This window comes from Parahoeflea alexandrii (genome assembly GCF_027214025.1).
Lineage (GTDB): Bacteria > Pseudomonadota > Alphaproteobacteria > Rhizobiales > Rhizobiaceae > Hoeflea > Hoeflea alexandrii_A.
The window spans coordinates 66529-88071 of record NZ_JAPWHB010000010.1; the positions used below are offsets into that span (position 1 = coordinate 66529).

The 21543-nt window shown below is 58.0% G+C and carries 24 protein-coding genes; 20 read left to right on the forward strand and 4 right to left on the reverse strand.

The features are described 5' to 3' along the window. Nucleotides 1-70: 70 nt before the first annotated feature. The 4 genes from O4H62_RS24625 to O4H62_RS24640 all read left to right on the forward strand — a co-directional run bounded on the left by O4H62_RS24625 (nucleotide 71) and on the right by O4H62_RS24640 (nucleotide 2896). Nucleotides 71-415 (forward strand): hypothetical protein, encoded by a 345-nt coding sequence (locus O4H62_RS24625; RefSeq protein WP_269391526.1) that lies wholly within the window; start codon nucleotides 71-73, stop codon nucleotides 413-415. 56 nt (nucleotides 416-471) lie between these two features. After that, nucleotides 472-1032 (forward strand): L,D-transpeptidase, encoded by a 561-nt coding sequence (locus tag O4H62_RS24630; RefSeq protein ID WP_269391527.1) that lies wholly within the window; start codon nucleotides 472-474, stop codon nucleotides 1030-1032. Between the two features lie 127 nt (nucleotides 1033-1159). Further along, nucleotides 1160-1828: a L,D-transpeptidase gene (locus O4H62_RS24635; protein ID WP_269391528.1), complete on the forward strand. Its 669-nt coding sequence runs from the start codon at nucleotides 1160-1162 to the stop codon at nucleotides 1826-1828. Nucleotides 1829-1852: 24 nt separating this feature from the next. Beyond that, nucleotides 1853-2896, forward strand: coding sequence for a L,D-transpeptidase family protein (locus O4H62_RS24640; RefSeq protein ID WP_269391560.1), 1044 nt, complete (start codon nucleotides 1853-1855; stop codon nucleotides 2894-2896). On the opposite strand, the gene O4H62_RS24645 is transcribed toward O4H62_RS24640, so the two are convergent. Together O4H62_RS24645 and O4H62_RS24650 are read right to left on the reverse strand one after the other, a co-directional pair. Continuing rightward, nucleotides 2893-3615 (reverse strand): heparan-alpha-glucosaminide N-acetyltransferase, encoded by a 723-nt coding sequence (locus O4H62_RS24645; RefSeq protein WP_269391529.1) that lies wholly within the window; start codon nucleotides 3613-3615, stop codon nucleotides 2893-2895. The genes O4H62_RS24640 and O4H62_RS24645 overlap by 4 nt on opposite strands. Nucleotides 3616-3807: 192 nt before the next feature. After that, complete coding sequence (locus O4H62_RS24650; RefSeq protein WP_269391531.1) at nucleotides 3808-4248, reverse strand: MerR family transcriptional regulator; 441 nt, start codon at nucleotides 4246-4248, stop codon at nucleotides 3808-3810. 99 nt (nucleotides 4249-4347) lie between these two features. Between O4H62_RS24650 and O4H62_RS24655 the strand changes: the two genes are divergently transcribed. From O4H62_RS24655 to O4H62_RS24675, 5 genes are read left to right on the forward strand one after another with little or no spacing between them, the layout of a single operon-like run. Beyond that, complete coding sequence (locus O4H62_RS24655; RefSeq protein WP_269391532.1) at nucleotides 4348-6591, forward strand: heavy metal translocating P-type ATPase; 2244 nt, start codon at nucleotides 4348-4350, stop codon at nucleotides 6589-6591. Nucleotides 6592-6595: 4 nt separating this feature from the next. Next, nucleotides 6596-7219 (forward strand): methyltransferase family protein, encoded by a 624-nt coding sequence (locus O4H62_RS24660; RefSeq protein WP_269391533.1) that lies wholly within the window; start codon nucleotides 6596-6598, stop codon nucleotides 7217-7219. Continuing rightward, nucleotides 7216-7701, forward strand: a complete 486-nt coding sequence (gene lspA, locus O4H62_RS24665) for a signal peptidase II (protein ID WP_269391534.1) — start codon at nucleotides 7216-7218, stop codon at nucleotides 7699-7701. The genes O4H62_RS24660 and lspA overlap by 4 nt, the downstream gene beginning before the upstream one ends. After that, on the forward strand, nucleotides 7688-8125 hold the full coding sequence (locus O4H62_RS24670; RefSeq protein WP_269391536.1) for a disulfide bond formation protein B: 438 nt from the start codon (nucleotides 7688-7690) through the stop codon (nucleotides 8123-8125). Before lspA ends, O4H62_RS24670 begins: the two co-directional genes overlap by 14 nt. Beyond that, on the forward strand, nucleotides 8122-8781 hold the full coding sequence (locus O4H62_RS24675) for a DsbA family protein (RefSeq protein WP_269391537.1): 660 nt from the start codon (nucleotides 8122-8124) through the stop codon (nucleotides 8779-8781). Before O4H62_RS24670 ends, O4H62_RS24675 begins: the two co-directional genes overlap by 4 nt. Before the next feature lie 7 nt (nucleotides 8782-8788). Here O4H62_RS24675 and mntR read toward each other — a convergent pair whose 3' ends face one another. After that, nucleotides 8789-9244, reverse strand: a complete 456-nt coding sequence (gene mntR / locus O4H62_RS24680; RefSeq protein ID WP_430538518.1) for a manganese-binding transcriptional regulator MntR — start codon at nucleotides 9242-9244, stop codon at nucleotides 8789-8791. 330 nt (nucleotides 9245-9574) lie between these two features. Here mntR and O4H62_RS24685 point away from each other — a divergent pair, with 330 nt between their 5' ends. From O4H62_RS24685 to O4H62_RS24720, 8 genes are all read left to right on the forward strand, one after another. Next, complete coding sequence (locus tag O4H62_RS24685; RefSeq protein ID WP_430538516.1) at nucleotides 9575-10573, forward strand: multicopper oxidase domain-containing protein; 999 nt, start codon at nucleotides 9575-9577, stop codon at nucleotides 10571-10573. Next, nucleotides 10570-11751, forward strand: coding sequence for a metal transporter (locus tag O4H62_RS24690; protein ID WP_269391540.1), 1182 nt, complete (start codon nucleotides 10570-10572; stop codon nucleotides 11749-11751). The genes O4H62_RS24685 and O4H62_RS24690 overlap by 4 nt, the downstream gene beginning before the upstream one ends. A 219-nt stretch (nucleotides 11752-11970) precedes the next feature. Then, the gene (locus O4H62_RS24695) at nucleotides 11971-12462 is read left to right on the forward strand and encodes an SCO family protein (protein ID WP_269391541.1); all 492 of its coding nucleotides are present in this window, start codon (nucleotides 11971-11973) and stop codon (nucleotides 12460-12462) included. A gap of 91 nt (nucleotides 12463-12553) precedes the next feature. Continuing rightward, a complete protein-coding gene (locus tag O4H62_RS24700; RefSeq protein ID WP_269391543.1) occupies nucleotides 12554-13027 on the forward strand; it encodes a copper chaperone PCu(A)C in 474 nt (157 codons plus the stop codon). Next, nucleotides 13024-13632: an SCO family protein gene (locus O4H62_RS24705; protein ID WP_269391545.1), complete on the forward strand. Its 609-nt coding sequence runs from the start codon at nucleotides 13024-13026 to the stop codon at nucleotides 13630-13632. The genes O4H62_RS24700 and O4H62_RS24705 overlap by 4 nt, the downstream gene beginning before the upstream one ends. A 431-nt stretch (nucleotides 13633-14063) precedes the next feature. After that, nucleotides 14064-15050, forward strand: coding sequence for an arsenic resistance protein (locus O4H62_RS24710; protein WP_269391547.1), 987 nt, complete (start codon nucleotides 14064-14066; stop codon nucleotides 15048-15050). 733 nt (nucleotides 15051-15783) lie between these two features. After that, entirely contained in the window at nucleotides 15784-16848 is a 1065-nt protein-coding gene (locus tag O4H62_RS24715; protein WP_269391548.1) for a transglutaminase-like cysteine peptidase, read from the forward strand. Nucleotides 16849-17788: 940 nt separating this feature from the next. Continuing rightward, entirely contained in the window at nucleotides 17789-17980 is a 192-nt protein-coding gene (locus O4H62_RS24720) for a hypothetical protein (RefSeq protein ID WP_269391549.1), read from the forward strand. Nucleotides 17981-18233: 253 nt separating this feature from the next. Here O4H62_RS24720 and O4H62_RS24725 read toward each other — a convergent pair whose 3' ends face one another. Further along, nucleotides 18234-18824, reverse strand: a complete 591-nt coding sequence (locus O4H62_RS24725) for a transglutaminase-like cysteine peptidase (protein ID WP_269391550.1) — start codon at nucleotides 18822-18824, stop codon at nucleotides 18234-18236. Between the two features lie 524 nt (nucleotides 18825-19348). On the opposite strand from O4H62_RS24725, the gene O4H62_RS24730 reads away from it, so the two are divergent. The 3 genes from O4H62_RS24730 (at nucleotide 19349) to O4H62_RS24740 (ending at nucleotide 21453) form a co-directional block, all read left to right on the forward strand. Next, the gene (locus O4H62_RS24730; protein ID WP_269391551.1) at nucleotides 19349-20242 is read left to right on the forward strand and encodes a DUF3991 and toprim domain-containing protein; all 894 of its coding nucleotides are present in this window, start codon (nucleotides 19349-19351) and stop codon (nucleotides 20240-20242) included. A 201-nt stretch (nucleotides 20243-20443) separates the two neighbouring features. Next, nucleotides 20444-21046, forward strand: coding sequence for a DUF1419 domain-containing protein (locus tag O4H62_RS24735; RefSeq protein WP_269391552.1), 603 nt, complete (start codon nucleotides 20444-20446; stop codon nucleotides 21044-21046). An 8-nt stretch (nucleotides 21047-21054) separates the two neighbouring features. Further along, nucleotides 21055-21453 carry a DUF3085 domain-containing protein gene (locus O4H62_RS24740; RefSeq protein WP_269391553.1) on the forward strand — a complete coding sequence of 133 codons (399 nt, stop codon included), beginning with the start codon at nucleotides 21055-21057 and terminating at the stop codon, nucleotides 21451-21453. Nucleotides 21454-21543: the final 90 nt, after the last annotated feature.

Genomic DNA, 21543 nt, shown 5'->3' on the forward strand with positions numbered 1-21543 from the left:
CCTCATTCTTCACGAAAACTTAATCATGGTTCATGTAGACAAATTGTATCAATGAGGCGAAAAGGGTCAGATGATACGCGTATTGACCTTCATTTCAGCATTGCTGCTGGCGCTTCCGGCGCTGGCGCATCCGTCCATTGAGGTGGATTTGGTTCCTGTGTGCCAAAGCTTTGGTGAAACCGTAGGATGCGATGAAATCGCCAGTGATCTTGCGCTTGGTTCAAGCGACATCCCGCTGGGTGAGAAAAGCGGAAGCAAAGTTTCCGCGCACTGTCAGATGCACGTTGCGATATTTGCTGTCTCGAGCGTTTCACAAATCACGCACGAGACGCAGGAGCATGACGCCAGCTTTAAAGCCTTGCTTTTCTTCGACATTGGATACGTGGTGCCTCGGCCGCCAGACGCTCACGCTTGAATATCCAAATGCGCATTCTGCGCCAATCGGAAAATTCAATGACGTGAGTATGAAACATGATATCGAGAAGAGAAATGCTTCTTGGCTGTGGCGCTGGCCTAGCCGTATCCAGTGGGCTTCCCGCTTACGCCCATGACGACAAGTTCAAACTGGACGAGAAATTCGAGCCACAAAGCACTAGTTTCAGCGGTTATGAGCCCGGTACGATAATCATCGACCCGAAAAACCACTTCCTTTACTTGCAACTCGAGGCAGATATGGCGCGCCGTTACGGGGTGGGCGTTGGGCGATCCGGCCTGGCTTTCCGCGGACAGGCGGAGGTGGGGCGAAAAGCCAAGTGGCCATCATGGACTCCTACGGCAAACATGATCAGACGCAATCCGAAGAAGTACGGACGTTTCGCCAAGGGTGTGCCCGGTGGCCCGAACAACCCGCTGGGCTCGCGAGCCCTCTATTTATATCGGGATGGTGGCGACACGCTTTACCGGATCCACGGCACGACAGAGCCGTCGTCGATCGGGCGTTCTGTCTCGAATGGCTGCATCCGCATGATCAACGAACATGTTGAAGATCTCTATGAGCGGGTACCGGTCGGCGCCCGGGTTGTGGTGCTGTAGCATCAATACCGTTCTTCACATTCAAGAACTCGCGAGCCGCAGATCCGCTTTGATTTTGCGGCTCGTTTTTCCCGATGACGTCATTAAGCGAGTCAACCATGCACACATTCGTGAAAGATGAAAACACATGAACCGGCGTGAATTCATTGCTGGAGCAGCGGGCTCTTCAGTACTGGCCTTGTCCGGATGTACAACCGCAACTCAGACCGGTCAGCTGGACGAGAAACCTTCGCCCAATCCAAATTTGAGCAATGTACGAGCAATGTACGGGCCGATGCCCGGCGAACGGTTCCCCTTGCCTGCGATAGACATAGACAAGGTGCCATCAAAATTCTGGAGGCGGCAGGTGGATTTGACCAGCCCGTATCCGGTTGGAACGGTGATCGTCAACACAAAGACATATTTCCTTCATCTGATCCAGGAGAATGGAAAAGCCATGCGTTATGGCGTTGGCCTTGGCCGGCAGGGTTTCGAGTGGTCGGGTGAAGGCGTGATCCAATGGAAGCAGGCTTGGCCGAAATGGACTCCGCCCGAAGAAATGATCGAGCGACAACCTGAATTGGCAAAATGGAGCGCCAGCAATGGCGGCATGCCGCCCGGGCTAAACAATCCGCTCGGTGCGCGAGCCCTCTACATCTTCCAGAATGGCGTGGACACGCTCTATCGCATCCATGGATCGCCGGAATACTGGACAATAGGTAAATCGGTGTCTAGCGGGTGTGTGCGCATGATCAATCAGGATGTTGTTGATCTCTATGGCCGAGTCACCAGCGGAGCCCGGCTGATAGTGATCTGACGCCAAAGGCAAGAAACGGAAATGATGCTGCAGATGATCGGTTTCAAGCGACAAATCAAACAAGGGTTTCGACCCAGTTTGATCGGTGTCCTTTTGGCGGGCGTGATCGCGTCTGGATGTGTGACGAAGACGCTTGAGCTTGATGACCGAGGCAACATTCCCATCCCCCAAAAGACAATTGCGCAAATGCGGGAGATGGGCATGAAGCCCGCAGATCCGGTGCTGGTTCGCATCTTCAAACAGGAGAGTGAACTGGAAGTTTGGAAGCAAAACGCGACCGGCAATTATGCGCTGATGAAGACTTATCCGATGTGCCGATGGTCGGGCGTTTTGGGTCCAAAAAAACTCGAAGGTGACCGTCAGGCACCTGAAGGTTTCTACACTGTGGGTCTAGGTGGATTGAACCCGAAGTCGCAATACTACCTTTCCTTCGATCTCGGCTATCCGAACCGGCTGGAGCGCGCAAAGGGCTATACCGGTTCGGCCCTAATGGTTCACGGAGCATGTTCTTCCTCTGGTTGTTTTGCTATTTCTGACGAGCATGTTGCGGAAGTTTACGCGCTTGTCCGGGATGCCTTGCGTGGCGGGCAACAAGCTGTTCAAGTCCAGTCTTATCCGTTTCGGATGACGCCAGAAAACCTTGCCGCGCGTCGAGAAGACCCAAATTTCGATTTCTGGATGGATCTGAAGGCCGGGTATGATCGCTTTGAAGTTTTGCGTCAGCCTCCCCGGTTTCAATTCTGCGAGGGACGCTACAGGTTTGGCGAACCCGCAAACGGCAATGTGCCCGCCGATCCGCTTGGACAATGTCCGGCATTTGAATCGGAAATCCAGCAAGTGGCCGAGAAGTCGGTGCGGGATATTGAGAGAATGAAAGAACTGCTCAGCGATGGCCAGAATGTCGGCCTTGCTTATTCGGATGGTGGAATGAACCCGATCTTCCGAAAAATACTGGCCAAGAAGGGCCCGCAATATTTGTCGGAAATCACTTCATTGACTTCTGTCCCCGTTAGTCGGCCGAAAGCAGCGCTTGCCGATCCCTTCGGCGCTGGACCGAAAGCCCGCTAAAACAGGCGCGACAGAGGGACGATGATCGCCAGCATCACGGGTTGGTGAAGCAGATAGATCGGCAGACTGTGGCGGCCCAGCCAGCCAAGCCGTGCGAAGAAAGCGTTGTCCGCACCAGCACTGGCCATCCAGCTCTTACTGATGTCCACGACCTTGGCGAAGCTGATGCCAAGAAGTGTAATGCCTGCCCAGGGAAACACCGGAACGAAATCATTGCTGAGCGGCGGATTGGCTGAAAGGCCGATCCACGCCAACCAGCGGGGATCAAAGGCCGGCAGCGATAGGTACCAGGGAAGCGCCAGAATGGCCAGGCCGGCAAACAGGCCGGCCGAAGCCGGGAGCTTGAGAAAAACCACCCCGAGGAGACTTGCGACCGCAATTGAATGCAGTATTCCGAAGTACACAAATGAGCCGGGGAATGTCAGCCATGTGACAATGGTTATTGCCAAGGCGGCGATAACAATGATGGCGAACCGGCGGAAAAATGTCCGAGCCCTCAACAGCGCGCCATGCGCCAGAACCAGACTCACTCCCGCAAGGAACATGAAGCTTCCGGCCAATAAACGCCCGAATGCAAGCCATAGCGGATGAAAAGCGATGCCCGAGATCAATCCCGTGAATTCCAGATCCCAGACGAGATGGAAAAGAACCACGCCGGCGATTGCCGCCCCTCGTGCAGCGTCAACAACCAGCACTCTGCTTTTTCTTGTGCTGTTCATACAATCCTTATCCGCTGGCCGGTAACCGGTAGGAGTTTCTCAATTCTCCAGGATCCGCGGTCAATCATGCTAGCGCCCGGAACACAAACTGCGTGCCAGTCAGAGCAGAGGTGTACAGACGTCGTCCTTCTGCTGCCAGCGGACACAGGGTGCTCGCCTCCCTCCACATGGAAGCGAGGAAGGCAAAAAAGGTCAATGGTCATTCCCAGCCTGCGGGTGACGGTGGTCGGTAGCACAAAGCGAATGGTTACTCAGCACCTCAATCACCCGGCAATCGGCGATCCTGCCGCCTGCGCATTGCGCCACCATGCGATTGAGTTCAACTTTCAACGAGGCAAGACGCGCAAGGCGTTTCTCGATTTCCGCCAATTGAGCCTTAGCAATTGCATCGGCTGCTGCGCACGGCTGATCAGGATTGTCAGAGAGGCTGAGCAGATCGCGGATTGCGTCGAGCGTGAAACCAAGTTCCCGCGCATGCCGCACGAAGGTCAAGCGATCAAGCGCCTTGCGGCTGTAGAGTCTCTGGTTGCCAGCGCTGCGCTCAGCCTCCGGCAATAAGCCGATTTGCTCATAATAGCGGATGGTCGGCACCTTAACCCCTGCCGCCTGCCCAAGCTTTCCGATGGTCAACATAAAATTTCTCTTGAAGCTACAGTAGCTAGAGACATTAGAGTGGTAGTCTAATGAAGACAAGTGCCCGGCGTTTGCTCGCCATTGGGCGAAGGAAAGACGATGACGAAAATGGATTCGGATAACGAAATCACCTGCGACTGGACAGTGTCTGGCATGGACTGCGGATCCTGTGCGACGAAGATCAAGGATGCAGTGGCGCGGCTGCCAGGGGTGACCGGGGTTGAGGTCGGCATCATGTCCGAACGCCTGCGCCTGACGTTGGACGAAGGCAGGACGAGCCGCGACAAGGTCGAGAAGACCGTTCGTGCGCTTGGATACGGTATTGTGTCGCGCGAAGCAATGCAGGAACCTGCCGAAGCACATGACCATGGTGAAAACGGTACCGGTCGCTCGCAGGCAGTCAGCAAAGCAACTGACGATTCCGGCCACGGCGGCCCCGGCCACGTTCATGACGATCCCGCTGATCGGGGCAAGCGCTGGTATCAGACCGCCAAGGGTAAACTGGTGATATTTACTGCCCTGCTTCTGGTTGCCGCCTGGGGTGTGGAATTGATCATACCAGAGGTCGGCAATTGGGCATTCGTCGCAGCCTGCCTGATCGGAGTTGCTCCCGTTGCACGCAGAGCGTTTGCAGCCTTGCGAATGGGACAGCCTTTCACTATCGAAAGCCTGATGACGATTGCTGCCATCGGCGCGTTGTTCATAGACGCGGCGGAAGAAGCGGCTTTGGTTGTATTTCTCTTCGCTGTGGGTGAAGTTCTGGAAGGTGTTGCCGCAGGGAAGGCGCGCGACGGGATTCGCGCGCTTGCCAATCTCGTTCCGAAGACAGCGCTTCTGGAGATCAACGGCGCCACGCGCGAAGTCCCGGCGGCAAGTCTTGCCGTGGGGCAGACCGTGCTCGTCCGTCCCGGCGATCGCATCCCGGCGGATGGCGAGATCAAGGAAGGCACCTCGGGTGTGGATGACAGCCCGGTAACAGGCGAAAGTGTTCCGGTGAACAAGGGGCCTGGTGATTCGGTCTTTGCAGGCTCTATCAACACCGAAGCCGCGCTGCGGATCACGGTGACTAAAACCGCCCAAGACAATACCATCTCGCGCATCATTCGCCTCGTGGAAGAGGCCGAAGAGGCACGCGCGCCGACCGAACGGTTCATTGATCGCTTCAGCCGCTGGTATATGCCCGCCATCGTCACTGTTGCGGCTCTGGTCGTGCTGGTGCCGCCCCTGGCCTTTGGCCAGCCCTGGGACACATGGGTTTATCGCGGGCTGGCGCTGCTGCTGATCGGCTGCCCCTGTGCGCTGGTGATCTCGGTTCCCGCCTCCATCGCTTCGGCGCTGTCAACAGGGGCGCGGCGCGGCATTCTGATGAAGGGCGGCGCCGTGATCGAGGCGGCAGCCAAGGTTTCTCGCGTTGCCTTTGACAAAACCGGGACGCTGACCCATGGGCGGCCGCAGGTGACGGATATCGTAACCTTTGGCACAACGACCGAGGACGAACTTCTGGCCGTCGCGGCGGGCGTCGAAAGCGGCTCCAGCCATCCGTTGGCCATCGCCATTCTGAACAAGGCCGAGGAGGCAGGCATAGCAGTCCCGCCGTCACGTGATGCAAAGGCGCTGATGGGTAAGGGTGTGATTGCCACGGTCGGTGATGCCTCCGCCTGGGTGACTTCACCCGGATATGCCAAGGATAATGTTGGGATTGACGATGCGGGCCTCGCCCAGACGACAATGTTCGAGGAACAGGGCAAGACCGCCGTTGTGGTATTCCGCGAAAAGACATCGCTTGGTATCATCGCCATGCGTGACGAACCGCGCGCGGATGCACCCGAAGCGATACGCCAGTTGAAAGCAATGGGCATTACGCCGCTCATCCTGACCGGGGACAACCCGCGCACGGCGGCGGCGATCGCGGCAAGCCTGGGCATGGAGTACCAGGCCAACATGATGCCCGAAGACAAGCTAGCGGCCATCCGCGAGATGAGCGATCATGGCGGCGTGATGATGATCGGCGACGGCATCAACGACGCACCGGCGCTCAAGCAGGCAAGCGTTGGCGTTGCCATGGGTTCGGGAACTGATGTCGCGCTCGAAACGGCCGATACAGCCATCCTCCGTGATCGAGTGACCGACATCCCGGCCACCATCCGCCTCACCCGTGCGGCGATGGCCAATATACGCCAGAACGTCACCATTGCGCTCGGTTTGAAAGCGGTGTTCCTCGTAACTTCTGTTTTGGGTCTGACCGGTCTCTGGATCGCGATCATGGCCGACACAGGAGCGACGGTTCTCGTCACGCTGAACGCACTGCGACTGCTGCGCTTCAATCCAGAACGGGAAACGTGATATCATGATTTCCAGTTTTGGCTGGTCCGCTCTGGCCCTGCTTTTTGGCTACCTTATGCTTTTTTTCTGGGGCAGCGCGATCGCAGCTCGAGCCGCAGGCAAGCCGGTATGGCTGTTTGGCCGTGCCAAGGGACGCGACCGATGGGCTGCAATAGGGTTCCGTGCGGCCTTTGTTCTGGCTTCTCTTGCGCCGTTTCTGTGGCTGGCGATGCCTGTCTTGCGTGGGATAGATCCGTTCTGGGATCGAGGCTCAACAGCAGCGCTTGGCGTGATCGGCGTGTTCGTAGCAGGGATCGGTGCGATGCTTGCTTTCGCTGCACAAATGTCGATGGGGAGCTCGTGGCGCGTCGGTGTAGCCGAGGGAGCGACCGGCAACCTCGTCTCAGACGGACTCTATCGGCTCAGCCGCAATCCCACCTTTGTGGGTCAGTTTATGCTCCTGGCAGGTGTCGGCTTCGCGATTCCAGCAATTCCGACGATTTTTGCACCGCTGATCTTCTTCTGGTCGGCCTCGATACAAGCTCGGTCGGAGGAGGCTGCGCTTCGCCAGGCTTTGGGACCGGACTATGACCGCTACGCCGCGACGGTGCCACGTTGGATCGGCCTGCGCCAGAGGATGAATCCGTGAACGCTCGGTGGGTCTGCACACTGATCGTAGCCACATTGATCACTGATCAACTGACCAAGGCAGCCGCCTTGTCGTTGCTCTCGCAGGGCAGCTCGCTGGCTGTCTTTCCGGGATTGAATCTGACGCTTGGCTTTAACGAAGGGGTGAGCTTCGGCCTGTTTTCTGATCTCATGGCTGGCAAATCGCTGGTCATGGCGGCGCTGACCGGGACGTTGATAGTGATCCTCGCCATCATGACATTTCGGGCGCGTTACCCTATCGAACAGGTTGGCTTTTCTCTGATCGTGGGGGGTGCTCTTGGCAACGTCATTGATCGGCTGCGCCAGGGCGCCGTCACTGATTTCGTAGACCTCGCTTGGCAGAGCTGGCGCTGGCCAACTTTTAATGCAGCTGATATCGCGATCACGGTTGGCGCCCTGTGTATCTTGTTCGCCGCATTTTCTTCACATCGATCCAAGGAATCTGTCGTTGACCAATCCTGACCTTCAATCATTGTCCCGCGAGGACATGCCCTTGCTGGTGGCGTTCGTTATCGCTATGGCGGCAACGCTTGGCGCTCTCTTCATTGGAGAAGTTCTCGGACAGATGCCCTGTACTCTTTGCTGGTACCAACGCATCGCCATGTTTCCCCTGGTGCTTATCGTCGGCCTTTCGATCTGGCGCTCCGATGGTATGGCCCGACCCTACGGCCTGCCGTTGGCATTGGCCGGCCTGGTGTTGGCAGGTTGGCACTCCGGCCTTTATTCGGGCTGGATCCAGCAGGCGATTGCGCCCTGTGCAAAGAGCGGGCCGTCATGCACCGATCAGACTCAGACGGTCATTGGTCTGCCCATTCCCTATCTCTCGTTGATCGCCTTTGCCGCGATCCTCAGCTGCCTTGTTCTATCGAAAGGAAGACGCGCATGAACCGACGCACTCTCTTGATCGGAGCTTCGGCTCTCGGGCTAGCCGCTTTCGGAGGCGGCGCCTTTCTCCTGACCGGGCGTCAACAATTGGCCGAGGCCGAGGCAGTGGCCGTGACCCCGGCGATTGATAAGGCGCAGTTGATTCGCGATTATTCGCCGAGCTTCGGCCCCGATGAGGCTCCGGTGACGCTTGTCGAATTCTTCGACCCCTCCTGCGAGGCCTGCAGGGCCTTTCATCCGGCTGTTCAGGCAATACGCGAGGAGTTTCCGGAGCAGGTGCGCGTCGTAATGCGCTACACTGTCTTCCATGAAGGCTCGGACGAGGCGGTGCGTATCCTGGAGACCGCACGAATGCAGGACAAGTTCGAACCAGTGCTCGATGCCATCCTCAAACAGCAACCAACATGGGCTGTGCACGGTGCACCGCGCATGGACTTGGCCTGGCAGATCGCCGCGGCTGCCGGGCTAGATCTGGAACGGGCCAAGAGCGACAGGTTGTTTCCCGGAATTACAGCAATTCTGAATCAGGATAAGGCAGATGTCGAAGCCGTGGGAATCCGTCAGACTCCAACCTTTTTTCTAAACGGGCGCGAACTGTCAGAGCCCAGCTTGGACGGCCTGATCGCCGAAGTCCGCAGGGCGGTCGAGAATTCGTGAGGGTTCATCAAGGCCGATTGGCATAGGATTCGAAAAGGGCGAGTGTCCGCTCGCTGACATGATGTTCGATCCCCTCGGCATCACGCTCCGCTGTCTCGGGGTCAAGTCCGAGACGGATCAGGAAACGCAGGACGATCTCGTGGCGACGGCGGCATTCTAGGGCAAGTGCGCTGCCTTCGCTGGTCAGGAAAACCGAGCGATACTTGGCCCGGGTGATCAGGCCCTCGCGGGCAAGCCGGTCGAGTGTCTTTGTCACCGTAGGCACCCGCACGCCCAACCGTGCGGCAATATCGACCGGTCGGGCCTCGCCCTGCTCCTGGATCAGGTCCGCAATCAGTTCGACATAGTCTTCGGCCAACTCGTTACGCCGCGCCTCACGTACGCCCTGAAAGACCTCAGCCCTGGCATCTGCGGAGCGCTCATCGGTCACGTTGGGCGCTGCTGGTGATAGGTCATTCTTCATCATTCCGGCATGTTGCACAGTGTGGCTTGACAAGTAAATGCGCGGTGTGAAAAGTTAGCAAAGACTAACTATGTGCGCCGAGACTTCACGCGCGACGCTCTCACCGGAAAGCCTTGACCCATGCCCAGCAATGTACCCGACCATAAGCGCGACAAGGGGACCGCATTGGAGCGGTCCCTGCCGATCTCCGCGCCTGGGGACGCCGTTATTCCGGTTGACCCGTCTCGTCGCGCGTTGCTTATCGGTGGTTTTGCTACTGCCAGCGGCGCCGCTATAATGGCAAGCGGCGCAAAGTCGCAGACCGTGCCCGGCTCAATGGAGGGACACAACATGTCCGCCATGCAAGCTGATCCCTATGCTGCGCCGATGCCGGGCATGGCCCATGGCAACATGACGACGGTTGGCTTGGTCGATCACGCCAAGAACGGCTTCGACCCGACCGCAATGCTGACGGACTGGGAGACGGGGCGGACTGAACTGCTGCCTGAGGGCCGGACGTTGCGCATTTTCGAAGTCGACGCCATCGACAGGGAAATCGAAATCGCCCCCGGGATTTTCTTCCCGGCGTGGACCTTCAATGGTCGCGTTCCGGGTCCAGCCCTGAGGGCAAAAGAAGGCGAGCGGTTGCGAATCATTTTCCGCAACTTCGGCTCCCATCCCCATTCCATGCATTTCCACGGCATCCATTCGGCGCGGATGGACGGGGTTCCCGGCGCCGGATTGATCGGGCCCGGCGAAGAATTCATCTATGAATTCGACGCCAAGCCATTCGGTTGTCACCTCTATCATTGCCACGCGCTGCCGCTGAAGCGGCACATGCACAAGGGCATGTATGGCCTTTTCGTCATCGATCCTGACCCGGCCTTGCACCCCGAACATGCGGCAGTGGCCGCCTCGCGCCTGCTCGGAAGCCCCGAGAATGCCGAATGGCAGGAGATGGCGATGGTGATGAATGCCTTCGACACCAATTTCGACGGCGGCAACGAGGTCTATGCCTGCAATACCGTGGGCCAAGCCTATATGAACGTGCCTATCCGCATCGACAAGTCGCGCCCGATCCGGATCTACCTCCTGAATGTGACGGAATTCGACCCGATCAACTCCTTCCATCTGCACGCGAATTTCTTTGACTATTACGACACAGGAACCACCCTGACGCCGACCCAGCGCACAGTCGATGTGATCATGCAGTGCCAGGCGCAGCGCGGAATCCTGGAGTTCAGTTTCGCCGAGCACGAACCCGGCATGTACATGTTTCATGCACATCAGTCCGAGTTCACCGAACTTGGCTGGATCGGCATGTTCGACGTACAGGAGCCCGCAGCATGAGCGATCAAACCCACACGGGCCGATCCGCGCTGACCCGGCTTATGCTGGTTCTGGTGCCGCTTGCGGCCATGCTCGTCGCATTTGTCTGGATCGCCTCCATCGATCCCCTGCGCGGTTTCAACAACGGCGCTCCGCCGGTCGAAGCGCTAACTGTGGAGCGGACCATTCTTGACGAGACCGGAATCGGGCTGAGGGTCCGCGCCGGAGGATCAGATCCCATGGTGATTGCCCAAGTGGCGGTGGACGACGCGTTCTGGTCCTTCACGCAGGACCCGGTCGGACCGATCGAGCGGGGCGACGCCGTTTGGGTCCGGATTCCCTATCCTTGGGTTCTTGGAGAGGCCCACCTGGTGAATCTGCTGTCGAGCACGGGAACGGGATTTGAGCATGAAATCGCGGTGGCCGTGCCGACGCCAAAGGCCACGGGCACCCAGTTGCGGACACAGGCGCTGATCGGGGCGATTGTCGGTCTTCTGCCGGTTGCGCTTGGTCTGATGTTCTATCCGGCCATGCGCGGTGTCGGGTCGACCGGGATGAATTTCCTGCTCGCGCTGACCGTGGGTCTGCTGGCGTTCCTGCTCGTCGACATGACCGCCGAGGCGCTCGAGTTGGCAGCCGGGGCCGCCGCATTATTCCAGGGGTCTGCCATGGTCTGGCTGGCGGGTTTGTCGAGTTTTCTGCTGTTAATGGCGATCGGACGCTGGCGGGGCCAGCCCGAGGGTCTTGCCTTGGCGTTTTTCATCGCCCTTGGCATCGGACTGCACAATTTTGGCGAGGGGCTGGCGATCGGCGGCGCCTTTGCCGCCGGGTCGGCGGGACTTGGCACCTTCTTGGTCCTTGGCTTTGCCCTGCACAATGTGACCGAAGGGATCGGCATCGCGGCACCGATGCTGCGATTCCGTCCTCCGCTGTGGACCTTCCCCGCCCTGACGCTTCTGGCAGGCGGTCCGGCCGTGCTGGGCATGTGGGCGGGCAGCCTCGCCTATGCACCTCAATGGTCAGCATTGGCGTTGGCAGTTGGCGCCGGCGCGATCCTCCAGGTGATGATCGAAGTCGGTTCCTATCTGATGCGCCAGAACCGTGGCCGCCAGGCCGTGCTGTTTTCCCCTGCTGTGATCGGAGGCTTTCTTGGCGGAATCGCGTTCATGTATGCCACTGCGGCACTGATCAAGGTTTAGAGTATTCGTACTGGCGGGAATCATTTGTTCGCCGGGATTTGGTGATCTGGCATGAAGCGTGTGGCGTTGCGCCCTGCGACATGGGATCTGACCATTGCGCTCCACGCAAACTCGCTGGTGTCCACTTCGGACGACCGCTCAGTGGCCGTGATGGCACTTGAAGCTCTAGGGGCTTGAGGTTCTAAAGGTAGGGGAACGGAAGCAAACGAACCAGTGCAAATGACGGGTGTGCAGAAGATTCTCTGGGAGGTGGCTGGTGCGGCTTTGCTGGTCTTCGCCGGGCTCGTGCTTATGGAAAACCGTGCGACAGCACCCCCGGCTGATACTCCCTTCCGCCCAACTTTCGCGCTGCCCGATGCTGAAGGGCGGCTTCGGACCACGGAAGAATTTTCGGGCAAGCATCTTCTGGTATTTTTCGGCTTCACCAATTGTCCTGATGTCTGTCCCATGACGCTGATCGAGGTTGCGCAGGTGATGGATGGTCTTGGCGGCCAGGCTGACCTTGTGCAACCGCTGTTGATCTCCATCGACCCGACACGAGACCGCGGCCTGGAACTTGCTGAATATACCGCGGCCTTTCACCCCTCAATCCTCGGTCTGGCCGGCGACGAGGTGCAGACCCGCGCGGCAGCCGGCAGTTTCATGAGCGCGAGAACAATTCCGGCGCGCCGGACGGTTACACTATGGCACACAGCGCATCACTCTACCTGATCGGACCTGACGGTGACTGGCTGCGTCAGTTCAGCTATGGCACGCCAGCAAGTGAAATCCTGAACGACCTCAAGCAAAGATTGTGAATACGATGAAATATCTTCTGACCGCTCTCCTTCTCAGCCTATCCGCCACCCCGGTGCTGGCGTGTGAAACCGTTCAACTTGGCTCGCTCGAAATCTCGGAAGCCTGGTCGCGAGCTTCGATCGGAATGGCCCGGCCCGGCGCCTTCTATATCACCATCCGCAACACCGGCGCGACGGACGATGCGCTTGCCGGCATCGCGACGCCGGTGTCCGGAAAGCCCATGCTGCACGAAACGGTGGTGAAGGATGGCGTGGCTTCGATGCCGCACGCGCCGGCGATCCCCGTGCCAGCAGATTCCACCGTGCAATTGGAGCCAGGCGGCTATCACGGCATGCTGATGGGTCTTACACAGGTGCTGAAGGAAGGCGAGACGTTCCCGGTTACACTGAAGTTCCGCGAGGCAGGCGACGTGACCGTTCCCGTGGCGATCCGGGGAATGGGTGCGAAAGATGCAGGCTGCGTGGACAAAAAAGATTGAGACGCCGTACGCTACTTGTTGCCGGGGCGTCGGGCGTTGGCGCACTGGCCTTCACGCTCGGTCTGGGGTGGTGGCAGAGCCGGGACAGCCTGCAACCGGGCTCTGCTCTGTTGCCATTGCCCATCGGCAAGATGTCCTTCACCCTGACGAACCATCATGGCGTGACGGTGAGTCCATCAGAGTGGATTGGCCGCCCGACAATGGTCTTTTTCGGCTTTACCTGGTGCCCCGATGTTTGCCCGACAACGCTGAGCGATATTTCGCTCTGGCTGCAAGATCTCGGCCCTGACGCCGACCGGATGAATATCTTTCTGGTCAGTGTCGACCCGGAGCGCGACACTCAACAGGTTCTTGCCGACTACCTTTCGAACTTCGATCCAAGAATCACCGGCCTGACGGGGTCACTTGCTGAGATCAAGCGCGCCGCGGAAGAATTCCGCGCAACATTCGAGAAGGTGCCGACGGAGGATGACTATACCATGGACCATACCGCCGGCGTGTTCCTGTTTCGGGCCGACGGGCGATTTGGCGGGATTATCGATTATCACGAGGATCGGCGTGTGGCTCTGCTGAAGATCCAGAGGTTGTTGAAAGCAGCTAGCTGACCGGCTCTGTTGGCTTGGTGTTGTGGTCGCAAAACAAGCCGCCTTCACGACGAAACTCATGCTGTGCTCTTGAAGAGTTCCGACATTGATCCGGCTTGCGGCGACAGGTTGCCTTTCGATCCTGTTGGACCCCACAAGCTCTGATATTCATCCTGCCGGTGGGAAGTCGGATACTTCCTCACTCGTCGCTAAACTGTTGTGGGTGGAAGCACTTTCGCGACATCTGCAACCAATCAATGCGGCTGCGTTGCATGCCCCACCGCTGAGGAGACCGAAGCCCCCCCAATCACCTGCACGCTGGATGCGCCGCCTTCAAGGCGCGCATGGCATAGATTGCGTCACTCACATCCCGCTATTGGGTCTGACAAAAAGATGGGCGCCACCGGGATAGCCATTCCCGTAATTCCATATAGAACTTCCCCGAAGCCAAAATGACAAACGAAAGAGTTCAATTGACCCTCCTGCGTGAAACCCTCGAAAACCGTCAGATCGCCATCTATCTTGGCACTGTCGTCCTCGGCGCGATTGCAGCGGTCACTCTCAACGGAATGACGGCGTTGGAGGTCGGCATCAATCCCGCGCTTGCATTCATGCTGTTCGTGACCTTCCTCCAGGTCCCCCTTGCCGAGTTGCGAGTGGCCTTCTCGCGCTTTCGCTTTCTTGGCGTTCTGCTGCTGACCAACTTTGTTGTGATTCCTGTTCTGATAGGAGCCCTTATCCAGTTTCTGCCGCCCGATCCGATGATAAGGCTGGGCGTGCTGTTGGTGCTTCTCGCGCCATGCATCGACTATGTCGTAACGTTCTCGCATCTCGGTCGTGCCGACGCCCGTCTCCTGCTGGCTGCGACGCCCGCGCTTCTGATCATCCAGATGATCATGCTTCCTGTCTACCTGGGCCTGTTCCTTGGCCCTGAGGCTGGGTCCTTCGTGAAGGCGGGGCCATTTGTTCACGCATTCGTCTGGTTGATTGCGGTCCCGCTTCTCTTCGCCGCTCTCGTCCAGTTTTGGGCCATCAAAAGTGTCGTGGGGGCACGTGCAACCTCGGTTCTTGGACTGCTCCCCGTTCCCGCGACAGCGCTTGTTTTATTCGTTGTCGTGGCCGCTGTGGTGCCGCAACTCGGCCCAGCACTTGATGACACGTTCCGGGTCGTCCCGATTTACGTGGCGTATGCGATTATTGCACCCTTGGCGGGATGGGGTATGAGCAGGCTGTTTCGCCTTGATGCGCCAGCCGGGCGGGCCGTCGCGTTCAGTGCCGCAACGCGTAATTCTCTCGTCGTCCTTCCGCTGGCATTTGCTGTTCCCGGCGCTGTCCCACTGCTTCCGGCGATCATTGTCACGCAGACTTTGATCGAACTTGTAAGCGAGCTGGCATATGTCCGTCTGGCGCCAATGTTCGGTTCCAAAATGGCTGCATGACGGATCCAGCGGCGGAGACCGTGATACGAAACAACGGCAACAATTCCGGCATGGCTCTGATGCAGCTGACTTGAGACGGAAGGGAGCATTTTGATCTCTGCGCATGTTATACTAGGCTTCATTGATAGGAACCTATTTTACCGGGATTATTTTGCCCGCAGGCTAGGAGCGTCTGGCGCGGTAGTGCCGGGCACTTCAAGCCGGGCGCAACGCCGCCTGCGGGCAAAGGAACCCGGCCTCTGGTGACATGAAACCGGCCATCGGCTGCGTTGCGATGCTTGCCCGATGCCCAGCACCGCGTCTGCACGAATGAACCGGATTGATGTCATGAGATAGGTTCCTATCAATGAAGCTTGGTATTACTCTACCCGAAGACTGCGCTTTTTGCCGCTCAGCCGTGCCTTCATGAACCTATCTCCGACGAGATTGAGGAAATATCTTCGGGACAAAGCATGCGACCGCAGGATGCGATACCTGCAAGCTGATCCTGACGACATGACAGCATGAAAAGTCGCAGATTGAGAGATTAAATTCAGCCGCAACCGCGCGGCGACCCAGCGATTCATCAGGATGCTCCGCAGAAGCGGAAATGCCCAACCACGAACGATGGGGTCTCGCAATGAAATTGGATAAATTTTTAGAGAAATAAGTATAAATTCGTTAAGTATGCCCATTTTCGGGATATTATACTCTGCATTGTATTCTTCTCCTCAACGAAGGGGAGAATAATAAGATGAAAATTCAATATAAAGCGAAATCATATTCCAATGTATCTGCATCCGCACTCGTGTTGCTCTGCGCTTCATTCGCACAGGCTTATGCCTACGAAACACTCGAAACAAATCCTGAAGTTCTTATGAGCTCCAGTGCCGCCGCTCCCCTCGTGCAGAACCGGAATGTCGCCCGGGGTTCAGCGTGGCTGAGCACGGCATACCTCACCACGACCCTTGACCTGACCCAAGCCGGCCTCGCTCCCCTTGATCTTGATGTCGATCCTGTCTTTGACCTTGCTTCCACCAACGACCTCGCACTACCATCGGCGCTCACAAAACTTGCCGATCAGGGCCTGGCGGAGAATCCGGCTCTCAATGAAAAGACGATCGACCAGGCCCAGATCATCACCGCCTCGATTCCTGCGATGTCGGTTCCCGCTAGAGTGTCGATCAGCCAGACAATTCGTCAGGAAGCGCCTTTGTTCGGCGCCTACAGGATCCGCTTCGGCAAGATCAAGAGTGGTGCCCGCATATCCGGCCTGATCAAGAAGGCTGTCGCTTCCGGCACGTCCGACGACATTTGCACCGAAAAGTGCGCAGACCTTGCCGATCAACTTGCGTTGAGCGGATCAACGGTCAGCGAGCAACTCCGCCACGTTTCAGCTTCAGTCAACAGAATTGTCGCCTACAAGGCAGACGACCAGAACCATGACCGGGTTGACTATTGGTCGACGCCCAGTGAAATTCTGGATCGCAGCAGTGGCGATTGCGAAGACTACGCCATCCTGAAAATGGCTCTGCTGGCGCGCCTCGATGTTCCTATGAGCGCCATGGAAATAGTCGTGCTCAAGGATACCAGCCGTAATCTGTTTCACGCCGTCCTGTCTGTTGCTTTTGAAAATCGTAGTCTGATCCTCGACAACGTGACTGATGCTGTTGAAGCAGACACGGCGAAAGAAAGCTATAAGCCGCTGTTTTCGATTTCTGGCACCGCAAACTACGTGTTCGGCTACAAGGGCGGCAAGTCCAACCTTACGGCGTCTCTCAAGGACCTCGCAGCAATCGCACCAGGTGCAGGTTTCTGAGTGCAAAGGCTTTGGCACAGTTCTCCAATCGAACTTGCATTTCCGGATGAAGCAAAATTTCGGTCCGCTCAAGCCGCGCCACGTTCTTCGCTTCGAGAATGACATTTGATGTGTTCTTGACGCGCCGGACTTGGCCCGAGGACAAGATGCGTGTGGTGTGCTCGAAACCTATCGACTACAGCGCCGCGCATCCAATCGGATGCGCAAAGGACGCTGTAACTCTTTGAATCAATGCATGTCGCGTTCAAATGAGTCCATTTGAACGCGACATGCATTAGATAGATAATTGCCGGCAGATTCACCCGCCACTCCTCTTTGGTCCCATGAAGGGCTCGTTTTCCTGGCGCGTATAAGCCGGCTCACCGGAATTGGGCTCGGGGCTAGCTTAGCACCGAGAAGGGACCACGCGATTTGGGGGCGGTGGGGTGGGCAGTCCTAGCCATTGAAACTGTTTAGGCGCAATACTGCGGTACCAGCAGGGACTCCCGAGCGCACCATGCTGACGAGGGAGATCTCCCTCGAATGCCGAAAACGGTCCTTACCTTTGCCAAGCGCGATTGGGGCGTGGTGGATTGCCGCCCGGATCAGGGTCGGGCGTTCCCGTGCTCTGCTCCCGCTTGGGACTTTTGCGCTCGACCTAGAATATTGGTCAGGCCGTCGTACAATCAGCCAAGATTGGAGACATGCCAATCCATGGTCCTGGCCCGCTCATGACGTCCTTCTCCGCACCGAGTTCCATCCACTCGGCACCCTGCTCGGATAACATCCAGTAGCAGAGACGATCATCCACCCGATTACGATAGCGGGTCGTACATCCGAGCTGGGAACCAGCTTCTTTTGGAAGCGCGTCGCAGTCTTTCGGGTCAGCGTGCCTTCCAGTGACTAGCAGCTTCGTGTATCGATCTCGACAAATTGGCAAGATCAGGCAATGGACAAAAAAATGACCGACACTTCTCTGCGACTTTCGATCGAAGAATCGCACACATTGGCGCGGCAGCGCAGGCGCCGGAATATCTATCTGCTTTTGGCGCTGTGCTGCTTCGCAGCAACGATGTTTGGCGTGAGCATTACTCACCTGCAGTTTGAAGCCCAGATGGATCCGTTGCCTTCACAGCCTATCACCGACAAGTGATTGGCCGGGTACCGACGGTGCATCCATAATTAGGCAATGAATCACACCGGACTTTCTAACCTGCTGTCACGTATCGGCCTTTTCAGCGCGACCACCCTGGCGGCCTATTCGGGCTTTGCAATCCTGTTTGGCCTTTTTTGTCTTGCCGGAGGCCATAACATGATGGAAGCACTATACGGAGGGTTCGCGAGCTTTTTGCTGGCTCTTGTTGTAGGCGCTGGAGGTGTTTGGGTATGGACCTCCAGCCAACAATTTAACCAGAGACGAGACTGACCCAAGTATTGGGATCATGTTGCGATTGGCGCTTCAGGAAATAGAGTTCTGCTTCTTTCCAGAGCAAAACCCGAGGTTCAACGTTGTCCAGAACGAAATCCCCCCGGTCTGTGACAACGGTCAGGACGGCATGTCCGCCTCCGTTTGCGTCCCGTGCAACCGTCATAGATAGCGCACCCAGCGGAACTCCGCGCTGATTTAGGCGCTTACGCTTTTCCAGTGCGTAGTCCTCGCAATCGCCTACATTGGTGGGATACTCCCAACGCTCTTCAACCCCGAAAATCTCGCTGTCGGGCAGAGGAGCAACAGCTGTATTCACGTCGTGGTTGGTCTGGATGATGTCCTTCCAGAGTTCGCGTGTCAATTCGACGATCTGGCCATCTGCCGGGCGGTCACAGCGATCGGCGTAGCGTTGGCAATAGTCATAATAGCCGATAGGTATTGTCGTTCTGCCGAATGTCTCCATGTTTGCGGCGCTGGCGGGCTGCGTCGGATTGAGATGGAGTGCATTGGCGCCGGCGGCGCCGCAGGACAAGGCGAGCGCAAGCGCCGCAATAACTGACTTTCCCATGTTGAACCTTTCCCCAAAGTTGATGGGAAAAGGCTACCGAAGTCAGATCAAAACTGTGGAAAATCAGAGACTTGCATTTATTTCAAATGCACCGCGAATGCGACAGTGGCGACATACGATTTGGAAACCATGCGATAGCCGAATACGAAGCGAGTACCGTCCCCGCATAATTTTCTTTGGTCGGTGAGTGGTTTCGCACCCCTTCCGTTTCGTTTGTGACCAAATTGGCAGTCTAGCATTGCCTTCATGCTGTGTTGCTGGCGAAACGGAAGCCTTTGCGTGGCATCACTGACACGATGCGGTTGGACAGGACGGAGGTAGCAGAGAAACCGGGTACCGCTTGCGCGCAGCGGCCGGCAAGGGAGGCTTCGCCGCGTCTGGCGGCGAACACCCCGACCCGTCAGAACTGCCGGCTTGCCATCCGCGCCCTTGTCCTGCCTTGCTCTTCGCGGCCTCAGGGTCCCGCCCCGAAAAGTGAGGGAGCGGAAACCCGGACAGAGGACCGCGCGGAACGCGGAGAGTGAATGAAAAAAGCCGAATTGGAAGAACTGAGGGAAAAAGTCGCCTGCGGAGCCGTCCTGGAATCCGCCGGATTTGCCGTCGATCTGAAGGAAAGCACCCGCAAGGCGGTCAAGTACCGCCACGGTGACGACATCGTCATCGTCATTCATGAGGGCAGGGGCTGGTTTGACCCCTTGTCGGACGCCAAGGGCGACGTGTTCCGCCTTGTTGAACATCTCGACGGGATCCCGTTCGCCGCCGCCCTTTATGTTGTCGCCGACCTCATCGGCTTCACGCCGTCAGAGCCCGCCTGGACCCGTCAGGCCAGGGAGAGGACGCTGGACCAGACCGTGGCGGAACGCTGGCAAAGCCGCCGCAAGCCGTGGCGCGGCTCGGCGACATGGCGCTATCTCAGCGAGATGCGCGGTATTCCCGACCCGGTTCTGCGCCAAGCTATTGCTTCCGATGTGCTGCGCGAAGGCCCGCATGGCAGTATGTGGGCCGGCCATGTCGATGAGGCCGGTCACGTCACCGGCTGGGAGGAACGAGGTCCGGAGTGGCGCGGGTTCACGACCGGCGGCGCAAAGGTCCTATTCCGGTTCGGACCCGCCGACGCGCTGCGGCTTTGCGTCAACGAGGCAGCGATCGACGCCATGAGCCTTGCGGCGATCGAACGCTTGTCGCCCGGAACGCTCTATCTCAGCACCGGCGGCGGCTGGTCGCCATCGACCGAAGCCGCCCTTCGCGGGCTTGCCGCCCGCCCGGACGCTCTCTTGGTCGCGGCGACCGACGCCAACAGCCAGGGCGAGACATTTGCCGAACGCCTGCGGATCCTCGCCGAGAAGCAAGGCTGCAACTGGCAGCGGCTCAGGCCACCGTCTGATGACTGGAACGCCAGTCTGAAAAAGAGGGAATGAGAAGAAGAGAGAGGAGGAAGGCGGCGTGCCGCATGCCCGCCGTCCGCCTCAAGGGTGAAGCTCCGCCCGGCTGATGCCGGCCCTTGACCCGGCCGGACGGAGAGGCGGCTGCGGGAAGGGGTCCGGAAGGGCTGAAGAAGATGGTGATGCCGAAAGGGTGCGCCGCGCTCCAGCCCGTGACAGGCCTCGAAGGAGCCCGCCATGACCTCTCTTGCACCCATCCGAAAAATCTATTTCGGCACCGCCGACCGCCATCAGATGTTCAGACTCTTCGACCGCCATGCTGGGCGACCCGACCGCTGGCAGAAAGACGACAGTGCGCTTTACGCCGGCGAATGGTTCGAAATTGCACAAGCCCAACATGACTCCATGCTGGAAATCCTGCCGCCGCTGTGGATGCGCAGCGAGATGTTCGCCATGCGGGAATTCCTGACCGGCAGCATCACCAGCGTATTCTATACGCTGCGCATCAACCAAGTGACGCGGTTCTTCCACGTCTATTGCGATCTTTCCGATCCGCGCTCGCCCTATGATATGCGCGATGCAATCGTCGAGCGCGAGCGCCAGCCGGTCAAGGCAATGACGCGTGAAGAGCGTATCGAACACATCTGGAGCGCGACCGATAATGATTATCGCGGTTATGCCGGCGCGGACTTCCGGCCCGAGCATCGCGGCAAGCGCACCGTCATGGTGTACGGTCGGCCTGGCACCAGCTTCCAGCTGCTCGAACAACTGACCGACGCGCAAATTTCCGAAAAGCTGCCGGTGCATCTGCGCCACCTGCCGCTGCCCGAAGCCGCGTGAGGGTCGTCATGTTCACCTTTCCAATCATGGCAGTGCGTAAGGTCATCGCGCACGGCGAAGAGGGTGCCGCCGCCAATGGCGGCTTCCGCAATCCGTACTACGGCAGCCGCCCGGGAGACGGCGAGAAGTCCGGCTTCTGGCTCGTTGGCGACGAGGGCGTATACATCATCTCCAACGGCAAGCTCGCCGAAGGCCAAAAGCCGCTAGTCGTCTATTCGAATGAATGCCACCCGAAGGGCACTGATGACTGGTGGGACTACAAGCGCCGCTATTTCGGGCGCGATGACGGGATCGAGTTCATCGACGCCGACCTCGTCGTTCCGAGTTTCGACCGGAACTTCGGGGCCACCTATCTCGGCATCCGGCTGACCGAGAACGACATCTCGTTCTCACTGATCACGCGTTAAGAGGCCGGTTCTTAGTACCGGCCTTTCAGCCTTGTTTGGTCAGGAGATCGAACCGAAAAAGTCTGCAACTTTATCTGATCTCCCTCCAAC